This window comes from Vibrio sp. MMG023 (assembly GCF_021654215.1).
GTDB classification, from domain to species: Bacteria; Pseudomonadota; Gammaproteobacteria; order Enterobacterales; family Vibrionaceae; genus Vibrio; species Vibrio jasicida.
Genome location: NZ_JAKFZP010000006.1, coordinates 171,265 through 193,521, shown reverse-complemented (window position 1 = coordinate 193,521; position 22,257 = coordinate 171,265). Strand labels below are relative to the sequence as shown.

22 protein-coding genes and 1 tRNA gene are annotated in these 22,257 nt (G+C 45.2%); 11 read left to right on the top strand and 12 right to left on the bottom strand.

The window, feature by feature from the left end; genetic code table 11:
• Window positions 1-63: 63 nt before the first annotated feature.
• The 4 genes from L1076_RS19510 (at window position 64) to L1076_RS19495 (ending at window position 3,859) form a co-directional block, all read left to right on the top strand.
• Entirely contained in the window at window positions 64-1,179 is a 1,116-nt protein-coding gene (locus L1076_RS19510; RefSeq protein WP_237304305.1) for a DUF481 domain-containing protein, read from the top strand.
• 131 nt (window positions 1,180-1,310) lie between these two features.
• A complete protein-coding gene (locus L1076_RS19505) occupies window positions 1,311-1,688 on the top strand; it encodes a DUF3316 domain-containing protein (protein ID WP_237304304.1) in 378 nt (125 codons plus the stop codon).
• A gap of 94 nt (window positions 1,689-1,782) precedes the next feature.
• Entirely contained in the window at window positions 1,783-2,472 is a 690-nt protein-coding gene (locus L1076_RS19500; RefSeq protein WP_005437415.1) for a heavy metal response regulator transcription factor, read from the top strand.
• Window positions 2,465-3,859 carry a heavy metal sensor histidine kinase gene (locus L1076_RS19495; protein ID WP_237304303.1) on the top strand — a complete coding sequence of 465 codons (1,395 nt, stop codon included), beginning with the start codon at window positions 2,465-2,467 and terminating at the stop codon, window positions 3,857-3,859. Before L1076_RS19500 ends, L1076_RS19495 begins: the two co-directional genes overlap by 8 nt.
• Here L1076_RS19495 and L1076_RS19490 read toward each other — a convergent pair.
• The 6 genes from L1076_RS19490 to L1076_RS19465 form a co-directional block, all read right to left on the bottom strand.
• Complete coding sequence (locus tag L1076_RS19490; RefSeq protein ID WP_237304302.1) at window positions 3,813-4,457, bottom strand: HAD family phosphatase; 645 nt, start codon at window positions 4,455-4,457, stop codon at window positions 3,813-3,815. The two genes, L1076_RS19495 and L1076_RS19490, sit on opposite strands and share 47 nt — an antisense overlap.
• Before the next feature lie 108 nt (window positions 4,458-4,565).
• Entirely contained in the window at window positions 4,566-5,096 is a 531-nt protein-coding gene (locus tag L1076_RS19485; RefSeq protein ID WP_005437418.1) for an MltR family transcriptional regulator, read from the bottom strand.
• A gap of 84 nt (window positions 5,097-5,180) precedes the next feature.
• On the bottom strand, window positions 5,181-6,329 hold the full coding sequence (locus L1076_RS19480; RefSeq protein WP_104025946.1) for a mannitol-1-phosphate 5-dehydrogenase: 1,149 nt from the start codon (window positions 6,327-6,329) through the stop codon (window positions 5,181-5,183).
• A gap of 114 nt (window positions 6,330-6,443) precedes the next feature.
• Window positions 6,444-8,396, bottom strand: a complete 1,953-nt coding sequence (locus L1076_RS19475; RefSeq protein WP_063344050.1) for a PTS mannitol transporter subunit IICBA — start codon at window positions 8,394-8,396, stop codon at window positions 6,444-6,446.
• Between the two features lie 591 nt (window positions 8,397-8,987).
• Window positions 8,988-10,751, bottom strand: a complete 1,764-nt coding sequence (locus tag L1076_RS19470) for a GNAT family N-acyltransferase (RefSeq protein ID WP_237304301.1) — start codon at window positions 10,749-10,751, stop codon at window positions 8,988-8,990.
• Between the two features lie 142 nt (window positions 10,752-10,893).
• On the bottom strand, window positions 10,894-11,184 hold the full coding sequence (locus L1076_RS19465; protein WP_237304300.1) for a hypothetical protein: 291 nt from the start codon (window positions 11,182-11,184) through the stop codon (window positions 10,894-10,896).
• A 163-nt stretch (window positions 11,185-11,347) separates the two neighbouring features.
• Between L1076_RS19465 and L1076_RS19460 the strand changes: the two genes are divergently transcribed.
• The gene (locus L1076_RS19460; protein ID WP_038866172.1) at window positions 11,348-12,067 is read left to right on the top strand and encodes an SIMPL domain-containing protein; all 720 of its coding nucleotides are present in this window, start codon (window positions 11,348-11,350) and stop codon (window positions 12,065-12,067) included.
• A 232-nt stretch (window positions 12,068-12,299) separates the two neighbouring features.
• Window positions 12,300-12,572, top strand: coding sequence for a hypothetical protein (locus L1076_RS19455; RefSeq protein WP_038866173.1), 273 nt, complete (start codon window positions 12,300-12,302; stop codon window positions 12,570-12,572).
• 84 nt (window positions 12,573-12,656) lie between these two features.
• On the opposite strand, the gene L1076_RS19450 is transcribed toward L1076_RS19455, so the two are convergent.
• From L1076_RS19450 to rpsU, 5 genes are all read right to left on the bottom strand, one after another.
• Window positions 12,657-12,732, bottom strand: a tRNA-Ile gene (locus L1076_RS19450).
• Between the two features lie 144 nt (window positions 12,733-12,876).
• A complete protein-coding gene (gene rpoD, locus L1076_RS19445; protein WP_038866174.1) occupies window positions 12,877-14,739 on the bottom strand; it encodes an RNA polymerase sigma factor RpoD in 1,863 nt (620 codons plus the stop codon).
• Between the two features lie 99 nt (window positions 14,740-14,838).
• Window positions 14,839-16,599, bottom strand: coding sequence for a DNA primase (gene dnaG, locus L1076_RS19440; protein ID WP_038878269.1), 1,761 nt, complete (start codon window positions 16,597-16,599; stop codon window positions 14,839-14,841).
• 148 nt (window positions 16,600-16,747) lie between these two features.
• Window positions 16,748-17,191 (bottom strand): GatB/YqeY domain-containing protein, encoded by a 444-nt coding sequence (locus L1076_RS19435; RefSeq protein WP_042605348.1) that lies wholly within the window; start codon window positions 17,189-17,191, stop codon window positions 16,748-16,750.
• Window positions 17,192-17,219: 28 nt separating this feature from the next.
• Window positions 17,220-17,435: a 30S ribosomal protein S21 gene (gene rpsU, locus L1076_RS19430; protein WP_001145625.1), complete on the bottom strand. Its 216-nt coding sequence runs from the start codon at window positions 17,433-17,435 to the stop codon at window positions 17,220-17,222.
• Window positions 17,436-17,665: 230 nt separating this feature from the next.
• Here rpsU and tsaD point away from each other — a divergent pair, with 230 nt between their 5' ends.
• Both tsaD and L1076_RS19420 read left to right on the top strand, forming a co-directional pair.
• Complete coding sequence (tsaD, locus tag L1076_RS19425; protein WP_038866177.1) at window positions 17,666-18,682, top strand: tRNA (adenosine(37)-N6)-threonylcarbamoyltransferase complex transferase subunit TsaD; 1,017 nt, start codon at window positions 17,666-17,668, stop codon at window positions 18,680-18,682.
• Window positions 18,683-18,868: 186 nt separating this feature from the next.
• Window positions 18,869-19,684: an alpha/beta fold hydrolase gene (locus L1076_RS19420; RefSeq protein WP_237304299.1), complete on the top strand. Its 816-nt coding sequence runs from the start codon at window positions 18,869-18,871 to the stop codon at window positions 19,682-19,684.
• A gap of 36 nt (window positions 19,685-19,720) precedes the next feature.
• Here L1076_RS19420 and plsY read toward each other — a convergent pair whose 3' ends face one another.
• Window positions 19,721-20,332, bottom strand: coding sequence for a glycerol-3-phosphate 1-O-acyltransferase PlsY (plsY, locus tag L1076_RS19415; protein WP_038866181.1), 612 nt, complete (start codon window positions 20,330-20,332; stop codon window positions 19,721-19,723).
• A gap of 265 nt (window positions 20,333-20,597) precedes the next feature.
• On the opposite strand from plsY, the gene folB reads away from it, so the two are divergent.
• Genes folB through L1076_RS19400 form a run of 3 tightly spaced genes read left to right on the top strand, consistent with a single transcriptional unit; the run spans window position 20,598 to window position 22,255 of the window.
• On the top strand, window positions 20,598-20,957 hold the full coding sequence (folB, locus tag L1076_RS19410) for a bifunctional dihydroneopterin aldolase/7,8-dihydroneopterin epimerase (protein WP_038866183.1): 360 nt from the start codon (window positions 20,598-20,600) through the stop codon (window positions 20,955-20,957).
• Complete coding sequence (gene folK, locus L1076_RS19405) at window positions 20,954-21,436, top strand: 2-amino-4-hydroxy-6-hydroxymethyldihydropteridine diphosphokinase (protein WP_038866185.1); 483 nt, start codon at window positions 20,954-20,956, stop codon at window positions 21,434-21,436. Before folB ends, folK begins: the two co-directional genes overlap by 4 nt.
• Window positions 21,437-21,451: 15 nt before the next feature.
• Window positions 21,452-22,255 (top strand): undecaprenyl-diphosphate phosphatase, encoded by an 804-nt coding sequence (locus L1076_RS19400; protein WP_038866187.1) that lies wholly within the window; start codon window positions 21,452-21,454, stop codon window positions 22,253-22,255.
• Window positions 22,256-22,257 lie beyond the last annotated feature (2 nt).

Here is a 22,257-nt window from a genome sequence, read left to right as displayed (position 1 = left end):
GAGCGGTCTGCATCACTATCGTAATCCCACTGATGCGGTTTCAATTGAACTGAAAAGGTCATTATGAAAATCAAACTCTTGGCTTTATGTATCGCGTCCTCGCTTTACCATCAATCAGTGATGGCAGAGGAAGAAACACAAGCAGAACAGCGCAAAAGCCAAACCGTATTCATCGATGAAAGCGATGACTGGTTGCAACTCAAATCTGGCGAAGTGATCAAGGGAGAATTGACCGGTACGATCAAGGAAGAAACCAATTCGTTCGATCAAGAGGTTGAATTCGACAGTGATGATCTTGGCGATCAAGAGATCGAACTGGAAGACATTGCGGTGTTAGAAACGGCAAGTTTCTTTACCATCCGGACTTCTAGTGGTGACATCTACGATGGCTATTTGTCGATTCGTGAAGACGAATTATATTTGATTAATGATGGAGAAGAATTGTCCTTCCCTGTTTCCGACGTGGTTTCGATCTATCGAGGAGCTGAGAAAGATTCTGATCATTGGACGACTGAGATCTTTTTGGGATTAGACATCAGCAAAGGCAACACTGATGAGTTCTCACTTCTTGGTGAAGTAGAAGCGGAAAGGAATACCGTGGGCTCGCGAACTAAACTGAAAGCCAAACACGAAAACTCCAAGACCAATGATGAGACCACAGCGAACAACAGTTCGTTTGATGGCTCCTACGACATTTACCTAAGTAATCGACTCTTCTTTAGGCCACTTAAGCTCTCGCTGCTCAGGGATGAGTTCCAAAACATTGATTATCAAGTTAATGCCTCGATGCAGATGGGTTACTTCATCATTGCTAATTCACAGACAGAATGGGATGTCTCCATCGGTCCCGGTTACCAGTACACCGATTTTAAAACGGTAGAGGAAGGGGAGTCTGGCGATGCGACCAGTAACACCTTAACCTTCGAATCTAACTTTGAGTATGAACTGACCGATGACATCGATTTCAGTCATACCTATAACCTCAACTGGGCGAGCAACGATGCTGGTGGTACTCGGCATACCAACGAGCTCGGTTTTGATATCGACCTTGTTGATGACCTTGATCTAAGCATTAAAGCGATTTGGGATCATGTTTCGGATACCAAAGCCGATGCGGAAGGTGTGGTGCCAGAGAAAGACGACTATAAGTTCCATTTTGGTCTGACTTACGAGCTGTAGTTTGGGTGGTTATCGGTAATCAATCGCTATTTTGGTTTATGACAAAAATGTCATCTTCGAGATAGATTGGTGTCAGGTGTGTTGTTGAATAATGAAGCTATTGAAAACAAACACACTCAAAGGTCATCAACATGAAAGTACTGAAAACCGCTCTCCTTGTAACAACAATGGCAATCACTAGCGCATCAGCATTCGCTCAACCGACTTTCACTGGTGGAAAATACATTAGCCGTGAAGAAATGAAGGCCATTTCTGTTGAGCCAACGGCAACCTCGGATGCGGCTTATCAACAAGCATTAGCTGAACTAAACTCTTTAAAAGACATGTCGTCTCATGAGCTTAATAAAGAGTTGAACATCGTAACTTTCGATGTCGCGAGAAACAGCACGCACCTGCAGGACGGAGGTTTTGTTACGGTACAAGAGCGCATGAACGAGCAGGGACAGTTGGAATATCTGGGTATTGTGAACGTGAAAGTGAACTACGCACAGCGCGACAGTAATCGATAAAAACATTGAATGAAAAGAGTATGATGCAATTTGTATCGTACTCTTTTTGCGATCGTCAATGCTGAGCGCATCCCGTTGAGATAGAGGGCTGAAATTGAAACTACTGATTGTAGAAGATGAAGTAAAAGCAGGGGAATACTTGCAAAAAGGGCTGGTGGAATCGGGCTACGTTGTTGATTGGGTTCGCGACGGTGTCGATGGTTTGTATCACGCCACCAGTGAACCTTATGATCTTATTCTTCTCGATATCATGCTGCCCAAACTTGACGGTTGGCAAGTACTCAATACGCTGCGCAGTAGTGACATTCATACCCCAGTTATTATGCTTACTGCTAAAGAGCAGATAGAAGATCGCGTGCGTGGCTTTGAGTTAGGAGCCAACGACTACGTGGTAAAACCTTATGCGTTTGCTGAGCTGCTGGCGCGCATTCAGAATGTCTTTCGTCATCATACTTCTTCTCGTGTACAGACTTCTTCTCAGACACTGCAAATTGCCGATTTAGAGCTCGATATGATGAAGCGAGTGGCAACGCGAGGCGGGCAAAGTATTACGCTAACGGCAAAGGAGTATGCGCTGCTTGAGCTTTTGATGCGTAAAGAAGGTCAGGTGTTATCACGGACCACCATTGCGTCATTGGTGTGGGACATGAACTTTGATAGCGATACGAACGTGATTGATGTCGCCATCAAACGACTGCGCAATAAAGTCGACAAGCCATTTGAAACGCCTCTGATTCATACCATTAGAGGGATGGGGTATAAGCTGGAAGCACCAGATGTTTAAACGCCCAGCCAACCTGTCTATGCAAAACAAACTCGTGCTGATGTTTGTCGGCACGACGTTGGTGGTGTACCTCGCTTTAGCCTTTATCCTCTATTACACCATCGAGCGCCATTTCTTTACTCAAGACTATAACGAAATGGTCAGCAAATATAATGCGATAGAGAAGACCATGATGGTTTCTCCTGAGTCGGCTTATTTGCTTATCGACAACAGCTCCGCTTACATGTGGGCGTTTGAGGAGGGAGAGCAGACCTACAAAAACTCAACGCTTTCTATTCCTAACAAACTGTCTCTCACGCTGAGTTCGCCGCAGATTTTGAATCAAAACAACGCAATTGAGTGGCATGAAGATTCTTTGGATATTCGAGCCTTCGCCTTTAAAGCCAAAGATGTCACTGTGGTGATAGGCACCAGCATTAACCACCATATACTGTTCCTCAATAAACTCGGGTGGATTCTATTCTGGTCGCTGGGCTTTGCGTTTTTAGCTTCTGCTCTATATAGCCGAACCATAGTAAATCGAGGTTTGAGGCCGATTCTTACCTTAAACAAACACATCCAACATATTACTCCTGAACAGTTAGATATTCGTATTGACCCTGAGACGTTGCCGATCGAGCTAAGAGAGTTAGCGATAAAGCACAATGCGATGTTGGATCGATTACAAACCGGCTTTCATCGTTTGAGTGAGTTCTCCTCTGATATTGCTCATGAGCTTAAAACGCCGCTAACTAACATCACCACTCAAAACCAAGTAATCCTTGGCGCTGCCCGCAGTTCTGAGGAGTATCAAGAAGCGATTGCTTCTACTTTGGAAGAGCTTGAACGGATAACTAAAACCATCAATGACTTACTGTATATCGCCAAAGCAGAAAACAAACTGATTCACCGACACAACGAGCGCTTCGCGGCTCATGAACAAGTGGCTCATTTGATCGAGTACTTCGAAATACTGGCGGAAGATTCAGCGCTGGCCATTACCACTTCAGGTGAGGCGATGCTGTATATGGACCGAAACATGTTTGAGCGCGCAATCAGTAACTTATTGTCCAACGCGATTCGCCATGCGTATGACGAGACGACGATTTCGGTTGATATTGAGCAGGTTGGTGAACCTGTGAAGATAACCGTCAGCAACGTTGGTGAGGCGATCCCCAAGCAAAATCTGCCGTATCTGTTTGACCGCTTTTATCGGGTCGACAAGTCTCGCCAACATTCAGGTAGCGTAGGAGCCGGGCTGGGTTTGTCGATCACTCAGTCGATTGTTCACGCCTACGATGGAAGCATCAGCGTCACTTCAGAAGATGGCCAAACCCAGTTTTGCTTGATACTTCCAGCGGCTAAAGCTGACTCAGCAGTGGAATCACTTCCTCAAGAGACGCTTTAATAATGACTTTGTCTTCGAGCTCCGACAGAGGTGGAAGTAAATCCGGAATCATTACAGCTTGGCATTTCGCAGCGAATGCAGCTTTGATGCCGTTGTTCGAATCTTCCAATACTAAGCATTGCTTGGCGTCCACACCTAAGTGGCGATAAGCCATTTGATAGCAATCAGGGTTTGGTTTGCCACGTTCTACATCTTCGGCGGTAATCACTAAATCGAACTGTGCAAGGTACTTGCTGCCTGCGAAATTGTGTTTTACCTCTGGAAGGTGAGAAGAGGTGACAATCGCGGTTAATAAGCCATGTTGTTTGATGGCATAAAACAGGGCGTCGAATCCGGGTTTGAGTGCAATGCCTTGATTTCTTAGATTATGGAAGTGTTCATCTCGCACGGCTTTATAGCGCGGCATATCGATGGCGTCTTGAAAATGCTCGGCGAGTATTCTTTCACATTCAGGGTCTTGGACACCGATGAACTGTTGGTAGAAATCATCGGTGATGGTTAAGCCTTGTTCGGTAGCGGCGTATTGCCAACTTTGTTTGTAGATGGATTCGGTATCGAAAATCAGTCCATCCATATCAAAAAGTACAGCTTTTAACATTGGGTAGGGCTCCTACGTTTTTGGGTGTAGAGCGGCTGACATTGTTATCTTGTTATACCTAAGCAACCTCGAATCCTTTTGAAGGTAGCTTGGGTATAAAATGTGGCGTTAGAATGGGCTCTCTTTGCCGAGTTCATTGCAGATCTCGACAATCGCAAGCGAGAGCCCTGACTTAATGATTTGTTGCTGACGTTGCAGTTGTAGCTGATAAAACTCAAGGTCGATGTCGTCATCTGGTTCGTTGACTTCCAGTTGCACCATGCCCATCTTCTTCACCAAATGCAGCTTTTTGATTGGATCTAGAATATTAGGGTCCGTGAACTCGTAGTCAGAAGCGTCGCTATTGAGATGGTTTTTGAGCTTAATGATGTCTTCGATGTCGTGGTAAATATCATCGGGAAGCACACCCAAGCCAAACAATAACTTCAAACGAACAGACAGATCGCCCAGCGGTCCCGAATCTTGTAACAGCGGACCGACAACCGATTGAACAGCGAAGTTATCTTTACGAAAAATTCTTTGCACTAACCCGTCGATCGAATCGTTAAAAACGTCGACTGCTGCAATGAAAAAGCCTCGTACCGATGGTGCGCTGTTTAATCGCTCAATGATCTCGGTTTCGTTGATGTTATCTGCCATATACTGAATACATTTCTAATTATTAGCTATCCCAACTCTTCATGGAGATGGATATAGAAGGGGAGCCAAGCTCCCCTAGGTAAATCAAAGTTGGTTGTAAAGTGTCTCGATTTGAGTCACTTCAGCACTGTTTTCTGCAAGACCTGTGTATGTTGCTAGCGTCTTCTTCACACCCACTTCTTTTAATGAGTTTTGTAGCTCTACGGCTTGTGGGTCAGTGTCGTTAGTGTACTTCAACGCAGCGGCAATGCCTTTCAAAAGTGTTTTATTTTCAGTGCTATACTCAATTGTACCGAGTAAAGGCTTCACTAATCTATCGTTTGCACCTAATTTGCGAATTGGTTGGCGACCTACGCGATCAACCTCATCCACTAAGTAAGGGTTGGCAAAGCGTCCTAGAATCTTCTCGATGTAGGCGTTGTGCATGTCACGGTCGAAGCCGTAACGTTTGATCAGCACTTCACCACTCTCTTGCATCGCCTGTTTTACTTCAGCATGAATGCTTGGGTCTTCAATCGCTTCACGAATAGTGCGATGGCCTTTCAAGCAACCTAAGTAAGCGGTAATGCAGTGACCTGTATTGAGAGTGAACAGCTTGCGTTCTACGAATGCCATTAGGTTGTTGGTTCTTTCCATGCCCGCGATGTCAGGGATTTCGCCCTTGAATTGCTGCTCATCCACAATCCATTCGCTAAAGCTTTCTACCGTCACCTCTAGTGGATCATCGTTCGCCGCTTCTGCTGGTGGGACGATACGGTCTACCGCTGAATCGACAAAGCCAACCAACTCGTCTGCTTTTGCGTGCAATGATTCATCTAAGTGTTTGTACACCTCACCTTTTAGGTGTGTGGTGCCACGAACCATGTTTTCACACGCGATGATGTTCAATGGTTTATCGTTACCTGCTGCAAAGCGTTTAGCAATGCCGGTAGCGATGGTTTTTGCAATGATGTCCAGTACGTTAGGGCCCACTGCTGTTGTTACCAAATCGGTTTTTACAATGCGGTCGATGACATCTTCACTGGCTGAGTTAACCGCGGTGACGTGAGTTACTGTGTCGATTTGGCACTCAGTACCGACCACTTTTACTTTGTATTCTTGCTTGTGACTCAGTTGGTCGACGAGTGGAGCGTCAACGTCTGCGAACGTCACCTCGACTTCTGCGTCTGCTAATAGTTTACCGATGAAGCCACGACCAATGTTACCTGCGCCAAAATGAACTGCGTTTTTCATAATTCTTACCTACCAATGTCTAAAATGTTGACTAAAACGAATCTAGGGTGAGGCCAACCGCATAGGGGGTGACAGCTGACCTCGGTTTGCTCAGGAGCAAATTAAAGGGAGTGATTAAGCCGCTTGCTGGCCGCCAAGGATGTTCAGAATCTCTTCCACATCGTTGGTGCTAGTTAGCTTCTCAATTGCTTCCGGCTCATCGAGCGCGTTCGTAATGGTGGTGATTACTTGGATGTGCTCATCGTTCTTAGCGGCAATACCGATAACCAGTTTCGCTACATCGTCGTCATCTTCAGTAAATTGGATACCCGATGGGTATTGGCAGATTACAATGCCGGTTTTCTTCACGCGGTCTTTCGCTTCAACGGTGCCGTGAGGTACTGCGATAGATTCGCCTAAGTAGGTTGAAACCAGTGCTTCACGTTCAAACATTGCGTCTACGTACTCTGGTTCTGCGTAGCCTAGTTCAACCAGCTTGTTACCTGCAAAGCGAATCGCTTCTTCTTTGTTGGTTGCTTTCAAACCTAGGTGAATGTTTTCGCGCTGAATTTGGAATACCGATGGTTGCTGTTGTTCAAAGCTGTCATCGTTCGCAGCCATGACCGATACTTTTACCATCTGGTCGTCATTGGCTGCGGATTGTTTTTGAGCGGCTAGCAATTTAGTTACTAGCTGGTTGTACATTTCGCTGTCTAGGAAGTTCGTCAATGAAATGTGGTGTGCGTTTGGAGCATGCTTACGTGCACGATCCGTTAGGTCTTTATGAGTAATCACGATATCTGCACTCTCTGGTAAGCTATTGATAGCAAGGTTGGTTACGTGGACGTTCAGACCCGCGTCTTGAACTTTTTTGCGTAGCATGCTTGCACCCATGGCGCTTGAGCCCATGCCCGCATCACAAGCGACAATGATGCTTTGTACTGTCGCTAGGTCTACGTCACCTTTGCTTTGGCTGTTTACCACCGCATCGTTTTTAGATGCAGATTTCATGTCTTTCATTTGTGATGTTGCTTTCTCTAGTGCTGCTTCATCACCGTCTTCTTCTGTTGACGTTTGAGTCTTCATTAGCAGTGCTGCTACGGCGAATGACACGCCTGTTGCTGCTGCGATGGACGCTAGAACACCAACGATTGAGCCTTTCTGAGTCATCAACAAGATTGCAAAGATTGAACCTGGTGATGCTGGAGAAACAATACCTGCGTTAAAGATAGTTAGAACGAATACGCCAGTCATACCGCCTGCGATAGCCGCAAGGATTAGGCGAGGGTTCATTAGGATGTATGGGAAGTAAATCTCGTGGATACCGCCGAAGAAGTGGATGATTGATGCACCACCTGCCGTTTGACGAGCCGTACCTTTACCAAACACCATGTAAGCTAACAGGATACCTAGACCAGGACCTGGGTTTGCTTCGATTAGGAAGAAGATCGATTGACCGGTCTCAGACGCTTGTTGGATACCTAGTGGAGAGAAGATACCGTGGTTGATCGCGTTGTTTAGGAACAGGATCTTCGCAGGTTCAACGAAGATTGAAGTCAGTGGTAGTAGATGAGCAGAAACTAGGAAGTTAACGCCTGCCGCCAAGCCACCAGAAAGAATTTTTACGAATGGACCGATAAAGATGAAAGCAAGGATCGCACATAGCATGCCGATGATGCCCGCAGAGAAGTTGTTAACCAACATCTCGAAGCCACTTTTTACTTTACCATCGATGTAGTTATCGAATTTCTTGATAGCCCAACCGCCCATTGGGCCGACCATCATTGCACCCATAAACATTGGGATGTCTGTGCCGACAATCACACCCATTGTTGTGATTGCACCGACTACCGCACCACGATCGCCACCAACTAATTTACCACCGGTGTAACCGATAAGTAGTGGCAGCAAGTAGGTAATCATTGGGCCAACCATAGAGGCTAACGTTTCGTTTGGTAGCCATCCAGTTGGGATAAATAGAGCAGTGATAAAGCCCCACGCGATAAACGCGCCGATGTTTGGCATTACCATGTTTGACAGAAAACGACCAAAATTTTGTATCTTGATCTTGGCATCTGGTGATATCATAACAATTCCCCGTTCGATGTTCTGATGAATCTTGTTGTAGTAAACGGTTCGCCAAAACCGTTTGTTTGATTGCTTAGTACCCAATCAATTTACCACACATTTTCCAATTGGAACTGACAACGGGTTTTTCGTGATCTACGCCCGCATTTCTTAGGCTGAGAAACGGTTTTTAAGTGACCAAGTTCAACTTATTAACTTGTAACTTAATAACAAAAAGCCACTTTCAAATCTGTCAATAAAAATCTTAGTGATCAATTCGATCTTCTGACAAATTTAAAATCAAAATACTTTGTGACTTTGATCACCTTTGATTTCTTTTGAAATTCAAATTAAATACCAGTAACGATCAATGTCACATTTTGTGTTGATTTGGTCTGGATATGAAATGTGATCTGAGTCGACCTTGGTGTTTTGTGAAAGTTTGTGACAGGATTGGTGTGATCAATGTCCTTGCGACTCTTCGATAGAATGTATTTATAAGAGTCTCTTCGGCATACTTCACGAAGTGTTCTTATCTAATTGATAGAAAAGTAAAAGAGAGTCGCTACACTGCTTTTTATTGACTCACAACTCTCTTCTTACTCACTGCTCTTACTTATGGTTGCTATTAGCATGGTAGGTGAGGTACTCATGAGTTTGCTCGCGTCCCATATACCTTGCCAACGTCTTTTCTTGAACATCGCGCAAATCCACCGTAATCAACCCATCTAGAGCGTTATTGAATGCAGGGTCGACATTGAAGCACACCAGTTTGCCATTGAGGCTTAAGTACTGACGCAGCAAAACGGGGACACCTTTCCCTTCATCAATTCTGGCAATAACGCGTGATAATAACTGTAAGTCCCCCAGAGCGGTAAGCATGCTGGTGTTCCAGTCACGGTGGTGCTCAGGAAGTGGGTTAGAAGGTGTGACGTACTCTGCGCAATTGTTGTCGTAGTGGTGCAGTGTCATTGATTGAGCCAGCAATTGGCGTGCAGTATCGCTATAGTCGTTACTAATGCTTACCGGACCAAATAGGTGAGTGTAATCAGGGTTTTGATGCACGAAGGTTGCGATGCCTTTCCAGAGCAGCAGTAGTGCGCTCATGCTCTTTTGATATTGCTGCGCAATCACTGAGCGCCCCATTTCGATGGATTTACCTATTTGGTCGATAAAGCGTTGGTCATAGTTAAACAACGTTCGTGAATACAGGCCTGCTACGCCGTGCTTTTCAATCAGTTGATCAACTAGACCTAAACGATACGCGCCCACCAAGCATTGGTTTTCTCTGTCCCACACAAACAGATGCAGGTAATTATGATCGAAATGGTCAATGTCTATTGCTAGTCCCGTCCCTTCACCAACCTGTCGAAAATTGAGCTCACGTAGGCGACCAATTTCATGCAGTAGGGAAGGGATATTCTGCGACTCCGTGCAGTAGACATCGAACTCACCACTTGTTAGCAGCTTGGACTCTTTTGGTAAGCTGTTCAGCTCTTCAAGCAATTCGCCTACGGGTAACCCTGCCGCTATTGGAGAGCGTTGTTCTGATGAAGCAGAGGGTTTTACCGATTGGGTTTCACGATTGAGTAAGTAAGTGTTGAGCCGTAAATAGTTCACCACTTGATCATCGTTAAGTGTGTGTAGCTCTTTGAATTTGATCGCTTGGCCAAAAGATAAATCGATAGTTTGTGCTTGTTTGTTCAGTAGCTCCCGCCCGAGCATTAGGGTACGCAAAAGTGGATGGATTTTCCCTGCCATATAGAAGCGTTTCGAGTTCTGACCACTGATGAACACTGGAACTGTTGTTGCTTTGTTTTTTCGGATTAGGCTGCTTACGCTTCGACTCCACGCTTTGTCTTCCAAGCGTTGCTGTTTGGTATCGACTAACTGGGAAACCTCGCCGGCAGGAAAGACAAGCAATAAGCCGCCATTCGCGAGGTGTTTATTGGCAGCCCTCAGGGCCTTCATATTCGATTTGACGGCGTCTTTGCCTTCAAACACATCAACACCAATAAAGAGCTGATCTAACTCCGGCACGGTTTTAAGGTATTGATTGGCTAGGATTTGGATATCTTCTCTGACCATCAAGAGCAGTTCAGCCAAGATCACGCCTTCCACACAACCAAGCGGGTGGTTCGCCACAATGACGGTGGCTCCTTGTTTAGGAACTGAATCGAGTGAACCATGAGCAATGCGATAGTCGATACCTAAGATATCCAGCGTGAAGCGAAGAAAAGTTTTGGTATCGGCATTAACGGGCCGTTGAGCGTAGAACTTATCCAGCTGGTTTAAACCGGTTGCCCATTCAGCAACGTTTTCACCAATACCAAAAGGCGTTTTACGGGGGAGACGAAAAGGGGTTGAACTATCCATATTTACCTCAGCGTATAAGTTGCTGATTGGATAGTAGAAATTACAGATGACAGTTCAGAGGCAAAAACATGAGCCTTTGGTGACAAAGTGGTGACGCTTTGTTGACCAAAGGCGAAGCATAATGAAGGTGGTATTGGGAAATTTAAGCTTTATTACCAGCAAACATGAGGATACTAAGAGAGTTGAGTGTTTCACCCAGGCTTTCTAGCGAGCTCAGCACCTGCTTAGTGGGTTCGTTTTCTAGCAGTATACGTCCATCAAAACCTTTGCCCGTGCACGATTCTTCTGAACAAGCCTGTGCATTTTCTTCAATGGTGTTTTCATTAGTGACTTGCTCTTCAGCTAATGATTCTTCAGCTGCAAACTCGTTGGCACTGACACAAAAGCTGGAGATCAGCAGTCCACAGAGCAATATTAATTTTGTTTTCAACATACTGATAAACTCAAAAATAAAACACCGTTCGATTTTATGTTATCGAGCTCATCATTTCGAGCGATATGACACAAATTTAGCTTTCGGTCGCTATTTTATTGCCATAACTAGACTATCTTATCGACATAACAAATTGATTGATTGAGCGAAATTAGGAGTATGAATGGAGCGAATTACCAATAAGTCGTCAGTATGGCTGGGGTTAAGCCTGATCATTGGTCTTGGTGTCCTGGGCTTTTTTATCCAACAGACGGCGATTAAGTACAAAGCTTACGAGCGAGTGGTTACCGTGAAAGGGCTATCTGAACGTGAGTACCCCGCGGATACGGTGATTTGGCCGATTCAGTTTACCGTAGCGAGTAATGACATGCCGACGATGTTTGATGAGATTGATCAACAGACGAAGCTAGTACTCGATTTTCTCGCAGCAAAGGGACTGGATGAATCTAACTTCTCGTTATCCTCTCCAGCCGTAACAGACCGCAAAGCACAGCAATATGGCAACGAACAGGACATTGAGTATCGTTACTTAGCCAATCGAACGGTGACGGTCTACAGCCAGAACATTGATGTCGTTAGAGCGGCTATCAATGAAATCGGTGAGCTAGGCAAACAGGGTGTGTTGCTTAACCAAGATCCTTATGCCAATCGCATTGAATACAGTTTTACTAAGCTTAATGACATCAAGCCTGACATGATTGAAGAAGCGACTAAGAACGCTCGTGAAGTGGCAGAGAAGTTCGCGAAAGATTCACAAAGCTCGCTTGGTAAAATCAAACGTGCGACGCAAGGTCAGTTTTCCATTTACGATCGTGATAGCAACACGCCTTATATTAAAAAAGTACGCGTTGTTTCAACCGTTCAATATTACTTGTCCGATTAACTCTACGTCTTACTATCCACTGAATAAAAAAGTAAAAGCCAGTCATTTGATTGGCTTTTTTAATGCTCAATCAATTGCATTCTAGTTACCGCTCTTTTTCTTATTTGTGCAAGTGATCTTTTATAAAACTAAGTTCTTATTTGTTCGGCCGTGAAGTTGATAAAAGTCAATTCAGATAGGGGTTTAGAGGCGTAATTTTGACCGCACTTATTCGCTAGAAGGAATTGCTAGAATGGCTTACAAACATTACCTAAGAGAATTGCTTGGTTTAGCAATTGTGGTTTCTGTGGTGTTCGGTGCATTGAGTGTGTTGTTGGATTTATGTGCCTTGGTGGCGTTTTGTGAACATCAAGAAGATACGGCTCAATTGTTTTTCCATGAATCGTTTTATTTTGTCGCGTTCTTGATCCCCCCTTATTTTCTGTGGAGAGCGATCAATCGCCCAGACTTAGTCTCTGCAACACAAGAGTATCAAGCCTCAAGGTGCGAGCTAGAACGTTCGTAAAACTAATAAGCTTAGTGGCTTAAATGAAGCGCGTTTCCAAAAACAAAAAAAGCTCGTAGATTTCTCTACGAGCTTTTCGAAATTTGGTGGCCCCTCCCAGACTTGAACTGGGGACCAATCGATTATGAGTCGACTGCTCTAACCACTGAGCTAAGGGGCCTTAATAGGTCAACGATTATAGGGGAAGCGTTGCAAGGTGTCTAGCCACTAGGTAGGGCAATTGCGCTTAGTTTTTATTCACTTAGCTTCACCGATAATAAAAAAGGTGACACTCGGTCACCTTTTTTGCTTTTAATCGCTTCGATTACTCGTCTAGGAAGCTACGCAGAGTTTCTGAGCGGCTTGGGTGACGCAGTTTACGTAGTGCTTTCGCTTCGATCTGACGGATACGTTCGCGAGTAACGTCGAACTGCTTACCAACCTCTTCTAGAGTGTGGTCAGTGTTCATGTCGATACCAAAGCGCATACGAAGAACTTTTGCTTCACGTGGCGTTAGGCCTGCAAGTACGTCTTTTGTTGCCATTTTCAGGCTTGTCGCAGTTGCAGAATCTAACGGCAGTTCTAGCGTTGTATCTTCGATGAAATCACCTAGATGCGAATCTTCGTCGTCACCGATTGGTGTCTCCATAGAGATTGGCTCTTTAGCGATTTTCAGTACTTTACGAATCTTGTCTTCTGGCATTTGCATGCGCTCTGCCAGTTCTTCCGGTAGCGGCTCACGGCCCATCTCTTGTAGCATTTGACGAGAGATACGGTTTAGCTTGTTGATCGTTTCGATCATGTGTACCGGAATACGAATCGTACGTGCTTGGTCCGCGATTGAACGAGTGATTGCCTGACGGATCCACCACGTTGCGTAAGTCGAGAACTTGTAACCACGACGGTATTCAAACTTATCTACCGCTTTCATCAGACCGATGTTACCTTCTTGGATTAGATCCAAGAACTGTAGACCACGGTTGGTGTATTTCTTAGCGATAGAAATTACTAGACGTAAGTTCGCTTCAACCATCTCTTTCTTCGCACGGCGAGCTTTTGCTTCACCGATAGACATACGACGGCTGATGTCTTTAATGTTTTGAACGTTTAGAGAAGTCTCTTCTTCAATCATTTTTAGCTTCATGATTGAACGACGGATTTCTTCTTCGCTACGTTTGATTTTTTCAGCGTAAGGCTTATCAGATGAAAGAATCTCATCTAGCCAAGCTTCGCTTGATTCATTGCCTGTAAATAGCGCGATGAATGATTTCTTCGGCATTTTGCCGTATTCAACCGCTGACTTCATGATCAAACGTTCTTGAGTACGAACGCGATCCATCGCAGTACGAAGCTCGTTCACGAGGTGATCGAACTGTTTTGGTGTTAGACGGAATTCTCTGAATACGTCTAGCATCAATTCGTTTGCAACGGTTGCTTTCGGGCTTTCGTAGCCGTGTTCGTTGATCGCAAGCTGAAGGTTTTGGTACGTACTGCGTAGCTGGTTGAATTTCTCAAGCGCTAGCTCTGGGTCAATACCTACATCTTCTTCAGAATCATCTGAATCGTCATCACTTTCTTCATCTTCTTCTGCGTCTTCTTCGTCTTCTTCTTCTAGTTGAGATTCAGACAATTCAGAGCCGATGTGCGTTGCTGTTGGAGCAGCAGTGTCATCTGCGTCAGGGTCAACAAATCCAGAGATAAGGTCAGTTAGACGAAGTTCTTCTGCTTGAACTTTGTCAAACTGCTCAAGAATGTATGGGATAGTGCCAGGGTATTCAGCAACAGACGATTGAACTTGGTTAATACCTTCTTCAATACGTTTTGCGATGTCGATTTCGCCTTCGCGAGTCAGTAGCTCTACAGTACCCATTTCACGCATGTACATGCGCACTGGGTCTGTTGTACGACCAATTTCACTTTCTACGCTAGAAAGTGCAGCGGCTGCGGCTTCGGCAGCATCTTCATCGGTAATGTTTGTGTCATCGTTCAGTGCTAGATCATCGGCATCAGGAGCAGTTTCAACTACTTTGATACCCATATCGTTGATCATCTGAATGATGTCTTCTACCTGTTCTGAATCTACGATTTCAGCAGGTAGGTGGTCATTTACTTCGGCGTAGGTCAGATAGCCTTGTTCCTTGCCTTTAATAACAAGTAACTTTAGCTGTGACTGCGGATTTTGATCCATAGACGGTATCCAACTTCGTAATCTGGTGAAGGAATCAGTATGCGAAATGCAAACCACTTACTATAGCAAATTTAATTGTTGCTGACTAATTAATCAGGGTTACGCTTTTAAATCTAGCATTAAAGCTAGCAGCTCCCTTTTCTCTTCGGCTGATAAACCGACACTTCTTGCTTTGGCCTGCAGGTTTTCAATTTGCTTTTCTACGCACTGGGCAATTATTTTGTCCAGTGAGTCTAAAAATATTTCTTCAAGGTTGTCTTCTACGAGCGGAATATCCCAGCTCGCCAGACGAGACAGAAGGGTCTCATTTTGGCTATTTCGCCAATGCTCTAATAATTGGCCTGTGTTGATATGGGGATGTGCCTGACATTTATCAAGTACATCAACAAATAAACTTAGGCCTGGTATGGATAAATCTCTCACTGAGGAAAGATCCGGTACCATTTGAGCATAGCTCGGATTTTGAATAAGTAGAGCGATAACCTCGCGCATCGGAGTTCGTTTGATCTCTTTGTGCGGCTGAGGTCGAGTTTCATTGCTCTTCTTACGTGGTTGACGTAAGCGGTTATCAAAACCAGTGCGTTCATCAAGCAGCTTTTCGAGTAACTCCTGAAAGTAGGGATCAGGTATCTTGTCGATAAGTGCACTTGCGTAGGCACGCAGTGCCGACTTACCTTCATTATTGCCCAAGTTGATTTGGTGCAATTCAATCAGGTTATCAAACAGATAGCTCGAAAGCGGTGTCGCTTGTTCGATTTGTTGTTCGAAGGCTTGTTTGCCGTATTTACGAACGTAGCTGTCCGGGTCTTCGCCATCAGGTAAGAACAAGAACTTCAATGTGTTACCTGTTTTCAGGTATTGAAGTGCGTTTTCCAGCGCGCGCCAAGCGGCTTCTTTACCTGCGCGGTCGCCATCGTAACAACACACAACGGTGTTGGTCTGACGAAACAGCATTTGAATGTGGTCGCCAGTCGTTGACGTGCCCAATGAAGCGACAGAGTAATCTACGCCATATTGCGCTAACGCGACAACATCCATATACCCTTCAACCACCAAAATTCGTGGTGGTTCACGATATGCCTGTAAGACTTCATAAAGGCCGTATAGCTCTTTACCTTTATGGAAGATTGGCGTTTCCGGTGAGTTGAGGTATTTCGGGGTGCCGTCGCCCAATACACGACCACCAAAACCAATCACTCGGCCTCGTCGATCTCGAATTGGGAACATAATACGGCCACGGAAGCGGTCGTAACGGTTACCTTTTTCGTTTTCAATCAACATGCCGCCTGTAACTAGCATGTCTTGGTTATCTTTGTTCTGGCCGAAGTTCTTACGGACTAAGTCCCATTCATCGGCCACATAGCCGATGCCAAACTTCTGGACGATTTCGCCAGATAATCCACGATCTTTTAGGTATTCAATGGCAACTTTGCTTGCTGGTAGCTTGAGTTGATTACGATAAAACTGAGAAATACTGCCCATTAAATCGTAAAGGCTACGTTTTTCGCTGCTGCTGGCTTGTGGTCCTGATTGAAACTGACCGCCACCACCGCTGCGTTGTTCGCGAGGAACATCTAACCCGAGGTAAGACGCCAGTTCTTCAATAGCTTCGACAAACTCTAAGCGCTCGAACTCCATAATGAAGTCGATGGCATTGCCATGCACGCCACAACCAAAACAGTGATAGAACTGCTTTTCTTGGCTGACACTGAATGAAGGGGTCTTTTCGTTATGGAAAGGGCAGCAAGCGCCGTAATTTTTACCTTTTTTCTTAAGTTTCACGCGCGCGTCAATGATGTCGACAATATCAAGTCGAGCTAGAAGGTCATCAATAAAACTGCGTGGGATGTGTCCAGCCATAAAACCTAACAAAAAAGAAAAATCATGATTGGTGTGAATGAGTTATGGAGAAAAGCATGCATACGACCGTGCGTTATTCCATTCATTCAGATACAAACAAGCCGTGCGTTCCAAAGGATAGCACGGCTTGCTGCAATTGGGTGGGGTGTTAAGCCAATTTAGCGCGAACTAAACCGCTCACTTTACCCATATCTGCACGCCCTTGAATTTGCGGCTTCAGAACGCCCATTACTTTGCCCATGTCTTGCATGCCAGCTGCACCAGATTCAGTAATCGCGTTCTCGATAAGAGCTGCTACTTCTTCGTCTGTCAGTGGTTGAGGCATAAAATCCTCAAGAACTGTAATTTCTGCTCGTTCAGCATCAGCAAGATCTTGACGATTTGCTGCTTCAAACTGCGTAACAGAGTCGCGACGTTGTTTAACCATTTTGGTCAACACAGCAAGAATGTCGTCGTCGTTCAGAGTGATCTGTTCGTCAACTTCACGTTGCTTAATTGCTGATAAGGCTAAACGAATAGTACCAAGGCGCAATTTGTCCTTGGCTTTCATCGCTAATTTTTGCTCTTCTTTGAGTTGTTCAATCAGAGCCATAACTAAATTCCTTTCCGGAGCTCAGTTATTAGTACAGGCGAACGCGACGAGCGTTTTCGCGAGCTAGCTTCTTAGCGTGACGCTTTTGAGCTGCTGCTTTAGCGCGTTTGCGAACTGTAGTTGGTTTTTCGTAGTGCTCACGACGACGCACTTCAGAAAGGATACCTGCTTTTTCGCAAGAGCGCTTGAAACGACGTAGAGCAACGTCGAACGGTTCGTTTTCACGTACTTTAACTACTGGCATATGCCTTTCACCTCAGGGGTTATTCGTTAACGCTGGATTTCAGTAAACCAAATCACAATTATTTGGTCTATTACCAGCTTGATCAAAAATGGTGCGGAATTTTAATCCGATCACATAAGCTTTGTAAAGCCTTTTATCGCTTATTGTCTGTACAAAATTTGTTTGAAGCACCAAGGCAAGGTAATATGACGCCCAAATTTCCTCTATACAGAAAGCCCACTGAGAAAACCATGCGCATTATCGGTATTGAAACCTCATGTGACGAGACTGGCATCGCGATTTATGACGATGAAAAAGGTCTGCTATCACACCAGCTTTACAGCCAAGTAAAACTTCACGCGGATTACGGTGGCGTGGTGCCTGAGTTGGCTTCACGTGACCATGTTAAGAAAACTATTCCTCTTATTAAAGAGGCGCTAAAGGAAGCAAATCTGACACCTAAAGACATTGATGGCGTTGCGTACACCGCTGGGCCAGGTCTTGTTGGTGCCTTGCTCGTTGGTGCAACGATTGGTCGTAGTATTGCTTACGCTTGGGGTGTTCCTGCGGTTCCTGTGCACCATATGGAAGGTCACCTACTGGCACCTATGCTAGAAGACAATCCACCACCATTCCCGTTTGTTGCGGTATTGGTATCGGGCGGTCACTCAATGATGGTGGAAGTGAAAGGCATCGGCGAGTACAAAATCCTAGGCGAGTCGATTGATGATGCAGCGGGTGAAGCGTTTGATAAAACCGCGAAGTTAATGGGCTTGGATTACCCTGGTGGTCCACTACTGTCTAAACTGGCAGAAAAAGGCACTCCGGGTCGCTTTAAATTCCCACGCCCAATGACCAACGTGCCAGGTTTGGACATGAGCTTTTCTGGTCTCAAGACTTTTACTGCTAATACCATTGCGGCAAACGGTGATGATGAGCAAACACGTGCAGATATCGCTTTAGCATTTGAAGAAGCTGTGTGTGCGACACTAGTAATCAAATGTAAGCGTGCTCTAGAACAAACTGGCATGAAGCGTATTGTGATTGCGGGTGGTGTAAGTGCTAACCGTCGTCTGCGTGCTGAACTTGAGAAGCTGGCGAAGAAAGTCGGTGGTGAAGTTTACTACCCACGTACGGAATTCTGTACCGACAACGGTGCGATGATCGCCTACGCTGGTATGCAGCGCCTGAAGAATGGCGAAGTGTCGGACATGGCTGTGGAAGCGCGCCCACGTTGGCCAATCGACCAACTGACGCCAATCGCGTAAGTAAGCTTCTACTGAAGGTTTGAAATAGATTCACCACGATAAAGGTCTCTGCTTATAAGAGGCCTTTATTTTTACCTATTGGACTGAAAGGCTTTGCGTAATTAATGTTAAAGCCTGACTGATGCGAGCAGTTCTATATCGTTTCAGTGATAGGATGATGTGCAAGAATAATAAATGGATATAACAATGAATAAGTTTGAAATTGAAGGTCAGAAACTTGCTTACTTAGATAAGGGTGAAGGCCCTGTGTTGCTATTTGGACACAGTTATTTGTGGGATTGCCAAATGTGGGCTCCGCAGATTGAGGTGCTAAGCCAGTCATACCGTTGTATTGTGCCAGATCTTTGGGCACACGGTGAGTCAGATGCTGCACCAGCTTCAACCCGTTCTTTGGTGGATTACGCTCAGCACATGCTGGCATTGATGGATCATTTGGAGATCGAACAGTTCTCTATTGTTGGTTTGTCTGTTGGCGGCATGTGGGGTGCAGAGCTGACTGCTCAAGCTCCGCAGCGTGTGAAGTCATTGGTGTTGATGGATACCTTCATTGGGCTTGAACCTGAAGTGATGCACAAGAAGTACTTTGCGATGTTAGATACGATTAGCCAAGTGCAAGCCGTACCAGCGCCAATTATTGAGGCCGTCACTCCGCTGTTTTTTGCCAATAATGCCGAGCAAGTAAACCCTGAGCTAGTCGCTTCATTCAAACAAAGTCTGGAAGCTTTACAAGGTGAGCGTGCAGTCGAAGTCGCTCGTATTGGACGCATGGTGTTTGGCCGTCGTGATGTGATTGAAGATTCTGAGATGTTTGCATTGCCAACGTTGATTGCGGTTGGTCGTGAAGATAAGCCTCGCCCAGTGTTTGAATCTTACTTGATGAATGATTGTATTACGGGCAGCCAATTGATTGAGATCCCAGAAGCAGGGCACATTAGCTCATTGGAGCAACCTGAGTTCGTTAACCAGATGCTGTTAGACTTCTTAAATAAAGTGCACGCTTAGATTTTCAAGCCATATTTAGATAAAGAAAACTCGGTTTTAGGCCGAGTTTTTTTCTATCAGTTTCTTCTCACCAATCTTTGGTTCTTCGCCAGAAAGTAATCGGCGGATGTTTTGATGGTGTTTAAAGACGATTAAACAGCACAACATTGCTACAGGTAAGGTGTATTGAGGTTTGAACATCCAAGTGTAAAACGGCGTCACTAAAACGGTGACTAAGGCAGCTAAAGAAGAGTAGCGGAACAAGACGGCGATCCCCAGCCATGTCAGCATAACAAGACCGGTTAAATCCAGACCGATAGGGGCGATTGCACCAAGTGCTGTTGCGACACCTTTCCCCCCTTTAAAGTGGAAGAATATTGGGTACATATGGCCGAGACAGGCTGCAATCGCGATGACACCAAGAATGATCGGATCGATACCGAGGAAGTACCCTCCCCAAACTGGTATGGTGCCTTTGAGCATGTCACAGAGTAAAACGGCTACGGCAGCCCCTTTGCCGCCAATGCGTAACACATTGGTTGCACCAGGGTTATTAGAGCCAACTTTACGAGGGTCTGGCAGCCTTAACAAACGACAAATGAGTACCGCACTGGAGATCGATCCCAGCAAATAGGCGGCCATTGTCATTATCAGTGCCAGTGCGTCCATAGAAGTCCTTGATGGATTGGAATTTAATGCTCAGTTCCTGAGTAATTGCTATCATACCGCGATTCGGCTTTGAGCAAAAATACTCTCTGCGATAGAGCTTGCATTATGGGATTTCTTGTATATAAAGAGTCTTCGCAGTTTATACCCAAGTGACTTTTGCCACCAATTGACGTGGTTAAAGGCCGCAGTAGGTTGCTTGGGTATAGAATAGTACGATCAAATTGCCCGTATCGGGTATCCGACCTCTGTAAAAGAAGGACATAAGATGGCTCTGGATAAAGTTTTTATTGAACAACTAGAAGTAATCACCACCATCGGCGTTTACGATTGGGAACAGCAAATTAAGCAAAAGCTGGTTCTGGATATCGAAATGGCGCATGACAACAAACCGGCGGGTAAAAGTGATGATGTTCAAGACGCATTGGACTACTCGCAGGTAAGTGAAGCGGTGCTTAATCACATCGAAAATGGTCGTTTCCTTCTAGTTGAACGAGTGGCAGAAGAAGTGGCTGACATCATCATGCAGCGCTTCTCTGTGCCTTGGGTAAAAATTCGTTTGGCAAAACCTGGTGCCGTTCCTCAAGCACGCGCGGTAGGCGTTGTGATTGAGCGAGGCCAGGCATGATAAAAGCTTATATCGGTGTCGGTACCAACATAGATAGGGAGCGGCATTCGTTGGCGGCTTTTCAAGAGTTGCAGCAACTTGGAACGGATCTCCACGTATCACCGATATATGAATGCGAGCCAATTGGCTTTAGCAGTCAGAACTTCTACAACTTCGTGATTAGTTTTTTTACGGAGTTGTCACTCGAAGAGTTGAGTCAGCATCTACGCGAGATTGAGTTTAAGTGGGGTCGTGAGGAAAATGCGCAAAAGTATCAGGATCGAACCTTAGATCTCGATATAGTCTTGTTCGGTGAGTGCATTTCGCAACAAAAACCTGAGTTACCTCGCAGTGATATCTACAAATATCCTTTTGTAACAAAGCCCCTGTATGATCTCGAACCTCATCTAGTGATCCCCGGCGATGGGCGTACTGTCGCTGATATTTGGCAGGCGATGCAGCCCGTTGATTCACTCAAACCCGTTTCTTTTTCACTTTAATTTTGAGTTGTTTACATGAGTTACTTTGAAGCCTTTATTTTGGCTCTGATTCAGGGTCTGACAGAGTTTTTACCAATTTCCAGCTCTGCTCATTTGATTTTACCTTCCGCTATATTTGGTTGGGAAGACCAAGGTTTAGCATTTGATGTTGCCGTTCACGTTGGTACGTTGATGGCTGTGGTGATTTATTTCCGCCAAGAAGTGATCACGCTATTCCAAGCGTTGTTTGCCTCGATCTTTAAAGGCGACCGCAGCAAAGAAGCCAAATTAGCTTGGATGATTGTATTGGCTACGATCCCGGCATGTGTCTTCGGTCTATTGATGAAAGACATCATTGAGATTTACCTACGCAGTGCGTATGTGATCGCGACGACGACGATCATCTTTGGTTTGTTGCTGTGGTGGGTGGATAAGAACGCAGAGCAAATCGCGGATGAATACCAAACGGGTTGGAAGAAAGCACTGTTTATTGGTATTGCTCAAGCACTTGCGATGATCCCTGGTACTTCACGCTCTGGTGCAACCATCACCGCGGCGCTTTACTTAGGCTTTACCCGTGAAGCGGCGGCTCGTTTCTCATTCTTAATGTCGATACCAATCATCACTTTGGCTGGTGGCTACTTAGGGATGAAGTTAGTAACCAGCGGCGAACCTGTGCATGTTGGCTTCTTACTTACGGGTATCGTGACTTCATTTATCAGTGCGTATATTTGTATCCACTTCTTCTTGAAGATGATTTCACGCATGGGCATGACACCATTCGTTATCTACCGTCTGATTCTAGGTTTTGGCTTGTTTGCTTTCTTGCTGACGGCTTAAAC

Bases quoted from the DNA above. Each gene is read 5' to 3' on its own strand.
- L1076_RS19510 (WP_237304305.1), top strand. From the start codon at position 64: ATGAAAATCAAACTCTTGGCTTTATGTATCGCGTCCTCGCTTTACCAT.
- L1076_RS19505 (WP_237304304.1), top strand. From the start codon at position 1,311: ATGAAAGTACTGAAAACCGCTCTCCTTGTAACAACAATGGCAATCACT.
- L1076_RS19495 (WP_237304303.1), top strand. From the start codon at position 2,465: ATGTTTAAACGCCCAGCCAACCTGTCTATGCAAAACAAACTCGTGCTG.
- L1076_RS19490 (WP_237304302.1), bottom strand. From the start codon at position 4,457: ATGTTAAAAGCTGTACTTTTTGATATGGATGGACTGATTTTCGATACC.
- L1076_RS19485 (WP_005437418.1), bottom strand. From the start codon at position 5,096: ATGGCAGATAACATCAACGAAACCGAGATCATTGAGCGATTAAACAGC.
- L1076_RS19480 (WP_104025946.1), bottom strand. From the start codon at position 6,329: ATGAAAAACGCAGTTCATTTTGGCGCAGGTAACATTGGTCGTGGCTTC.
- L1076_RS19475 (WP_063344050.1), bottom strand. From the start codon at position 8,396: ATGATATCACCAGATGCCAAGATCAAGATACAAAATTTTGGTCGTTTT.
- L1076_RS19470 (WP_237304301.1), bottom strand. From the start codon at position 10,751: ATGGATAGTTCAACCCCTTTTCGTCTCCCCCGTAAAACGCCTTTTGGT.
- L1076_RS19465 (WP_237304300.1), bottom strand. From the start codon at position 11,184: ATGTTGAAAACAAAATTAATATTGCTCTGTGGACTGCTGATCTCCAGC.
- L1076_RS19460 (WP_038866172.1), top strand. From the start codon at position 11,348: ATGGAGCGAATTACCAATAAGTCGTCAGTATGGCTGGGGTTAAGCCTG.
- L1076_RS19455 (WP_038866173.1), top strand. From the start codon at position 12,300: ATGGCTTACAAACATTACCTAAGAGAATTGCTTGGTTTAGCAATTGTG.
- rpoD (WP_038866174.1), bottom strand. From the start codon at position 14,739: ATGGATCAAAATCCGCAGTCACAGCTAAAGTTACTTGTTATTAAAGGC.
- dnaG (WP_038878269.1), bottom strand. From the start codon at position 16,599: ATGGCTGGACACATCCCACGCAGTTTTATTGATGACCTTCTAGCTCGA.
- L1076_RS19435 (WP_042605348.1), bottom strand. From the start codon at position 17,191: ATGGCTCTGATTGAACAACTCAAAGAAGAGCAAAAATTAGCGATGAAA.
- rpsU (WP_001145625.1), bottom strand. From the start codon at position 17,435: ATGCCAGTAGTTAAAGTACGTGAAAACGAACCGTTCGACGTTGCTCTA.
- tsaD (WP_038866177.1), top strand. From the start codon at position 17,666: ATGCGCATTATCGGTATTGAAACCTCATGTGACGAGACTGGCATCGCG.
- L1076_RS19420 (WP_237304299.1), top strand. From the start codon at position 18,869: ATGAATAAGTTTGAAATTGAAGGTCAGAAACTTGCTTACTTAGATAAG.
- plsY (WP_038866181.1), bottom strand. From the start codon at position 20,332: ATGGACGCACTGGCACTGATAATGACAATGGCCGCCTATTTGCTGGGA.
- folB (WP_038866183.1), top strand. From the start codon at position 20,598: ATGGCTCTGGATAAAGTTTTTATTGAACAACTAGAAGTAATCACCACC.
- folK (WP_038866185.1), top strand. From the start codon at position 20,954: ATGATAAAAGCTTATATCGGTGTCGGTACCAACATAGATAGGGAGCGG.
- L1076_RS19400 (WP_038866187.1), top strand. From the start codon at position 21,452: ATGAGTTACTTTGAAGCCTTTATTTTGGCTCTGATTCAGGGTCTGACA.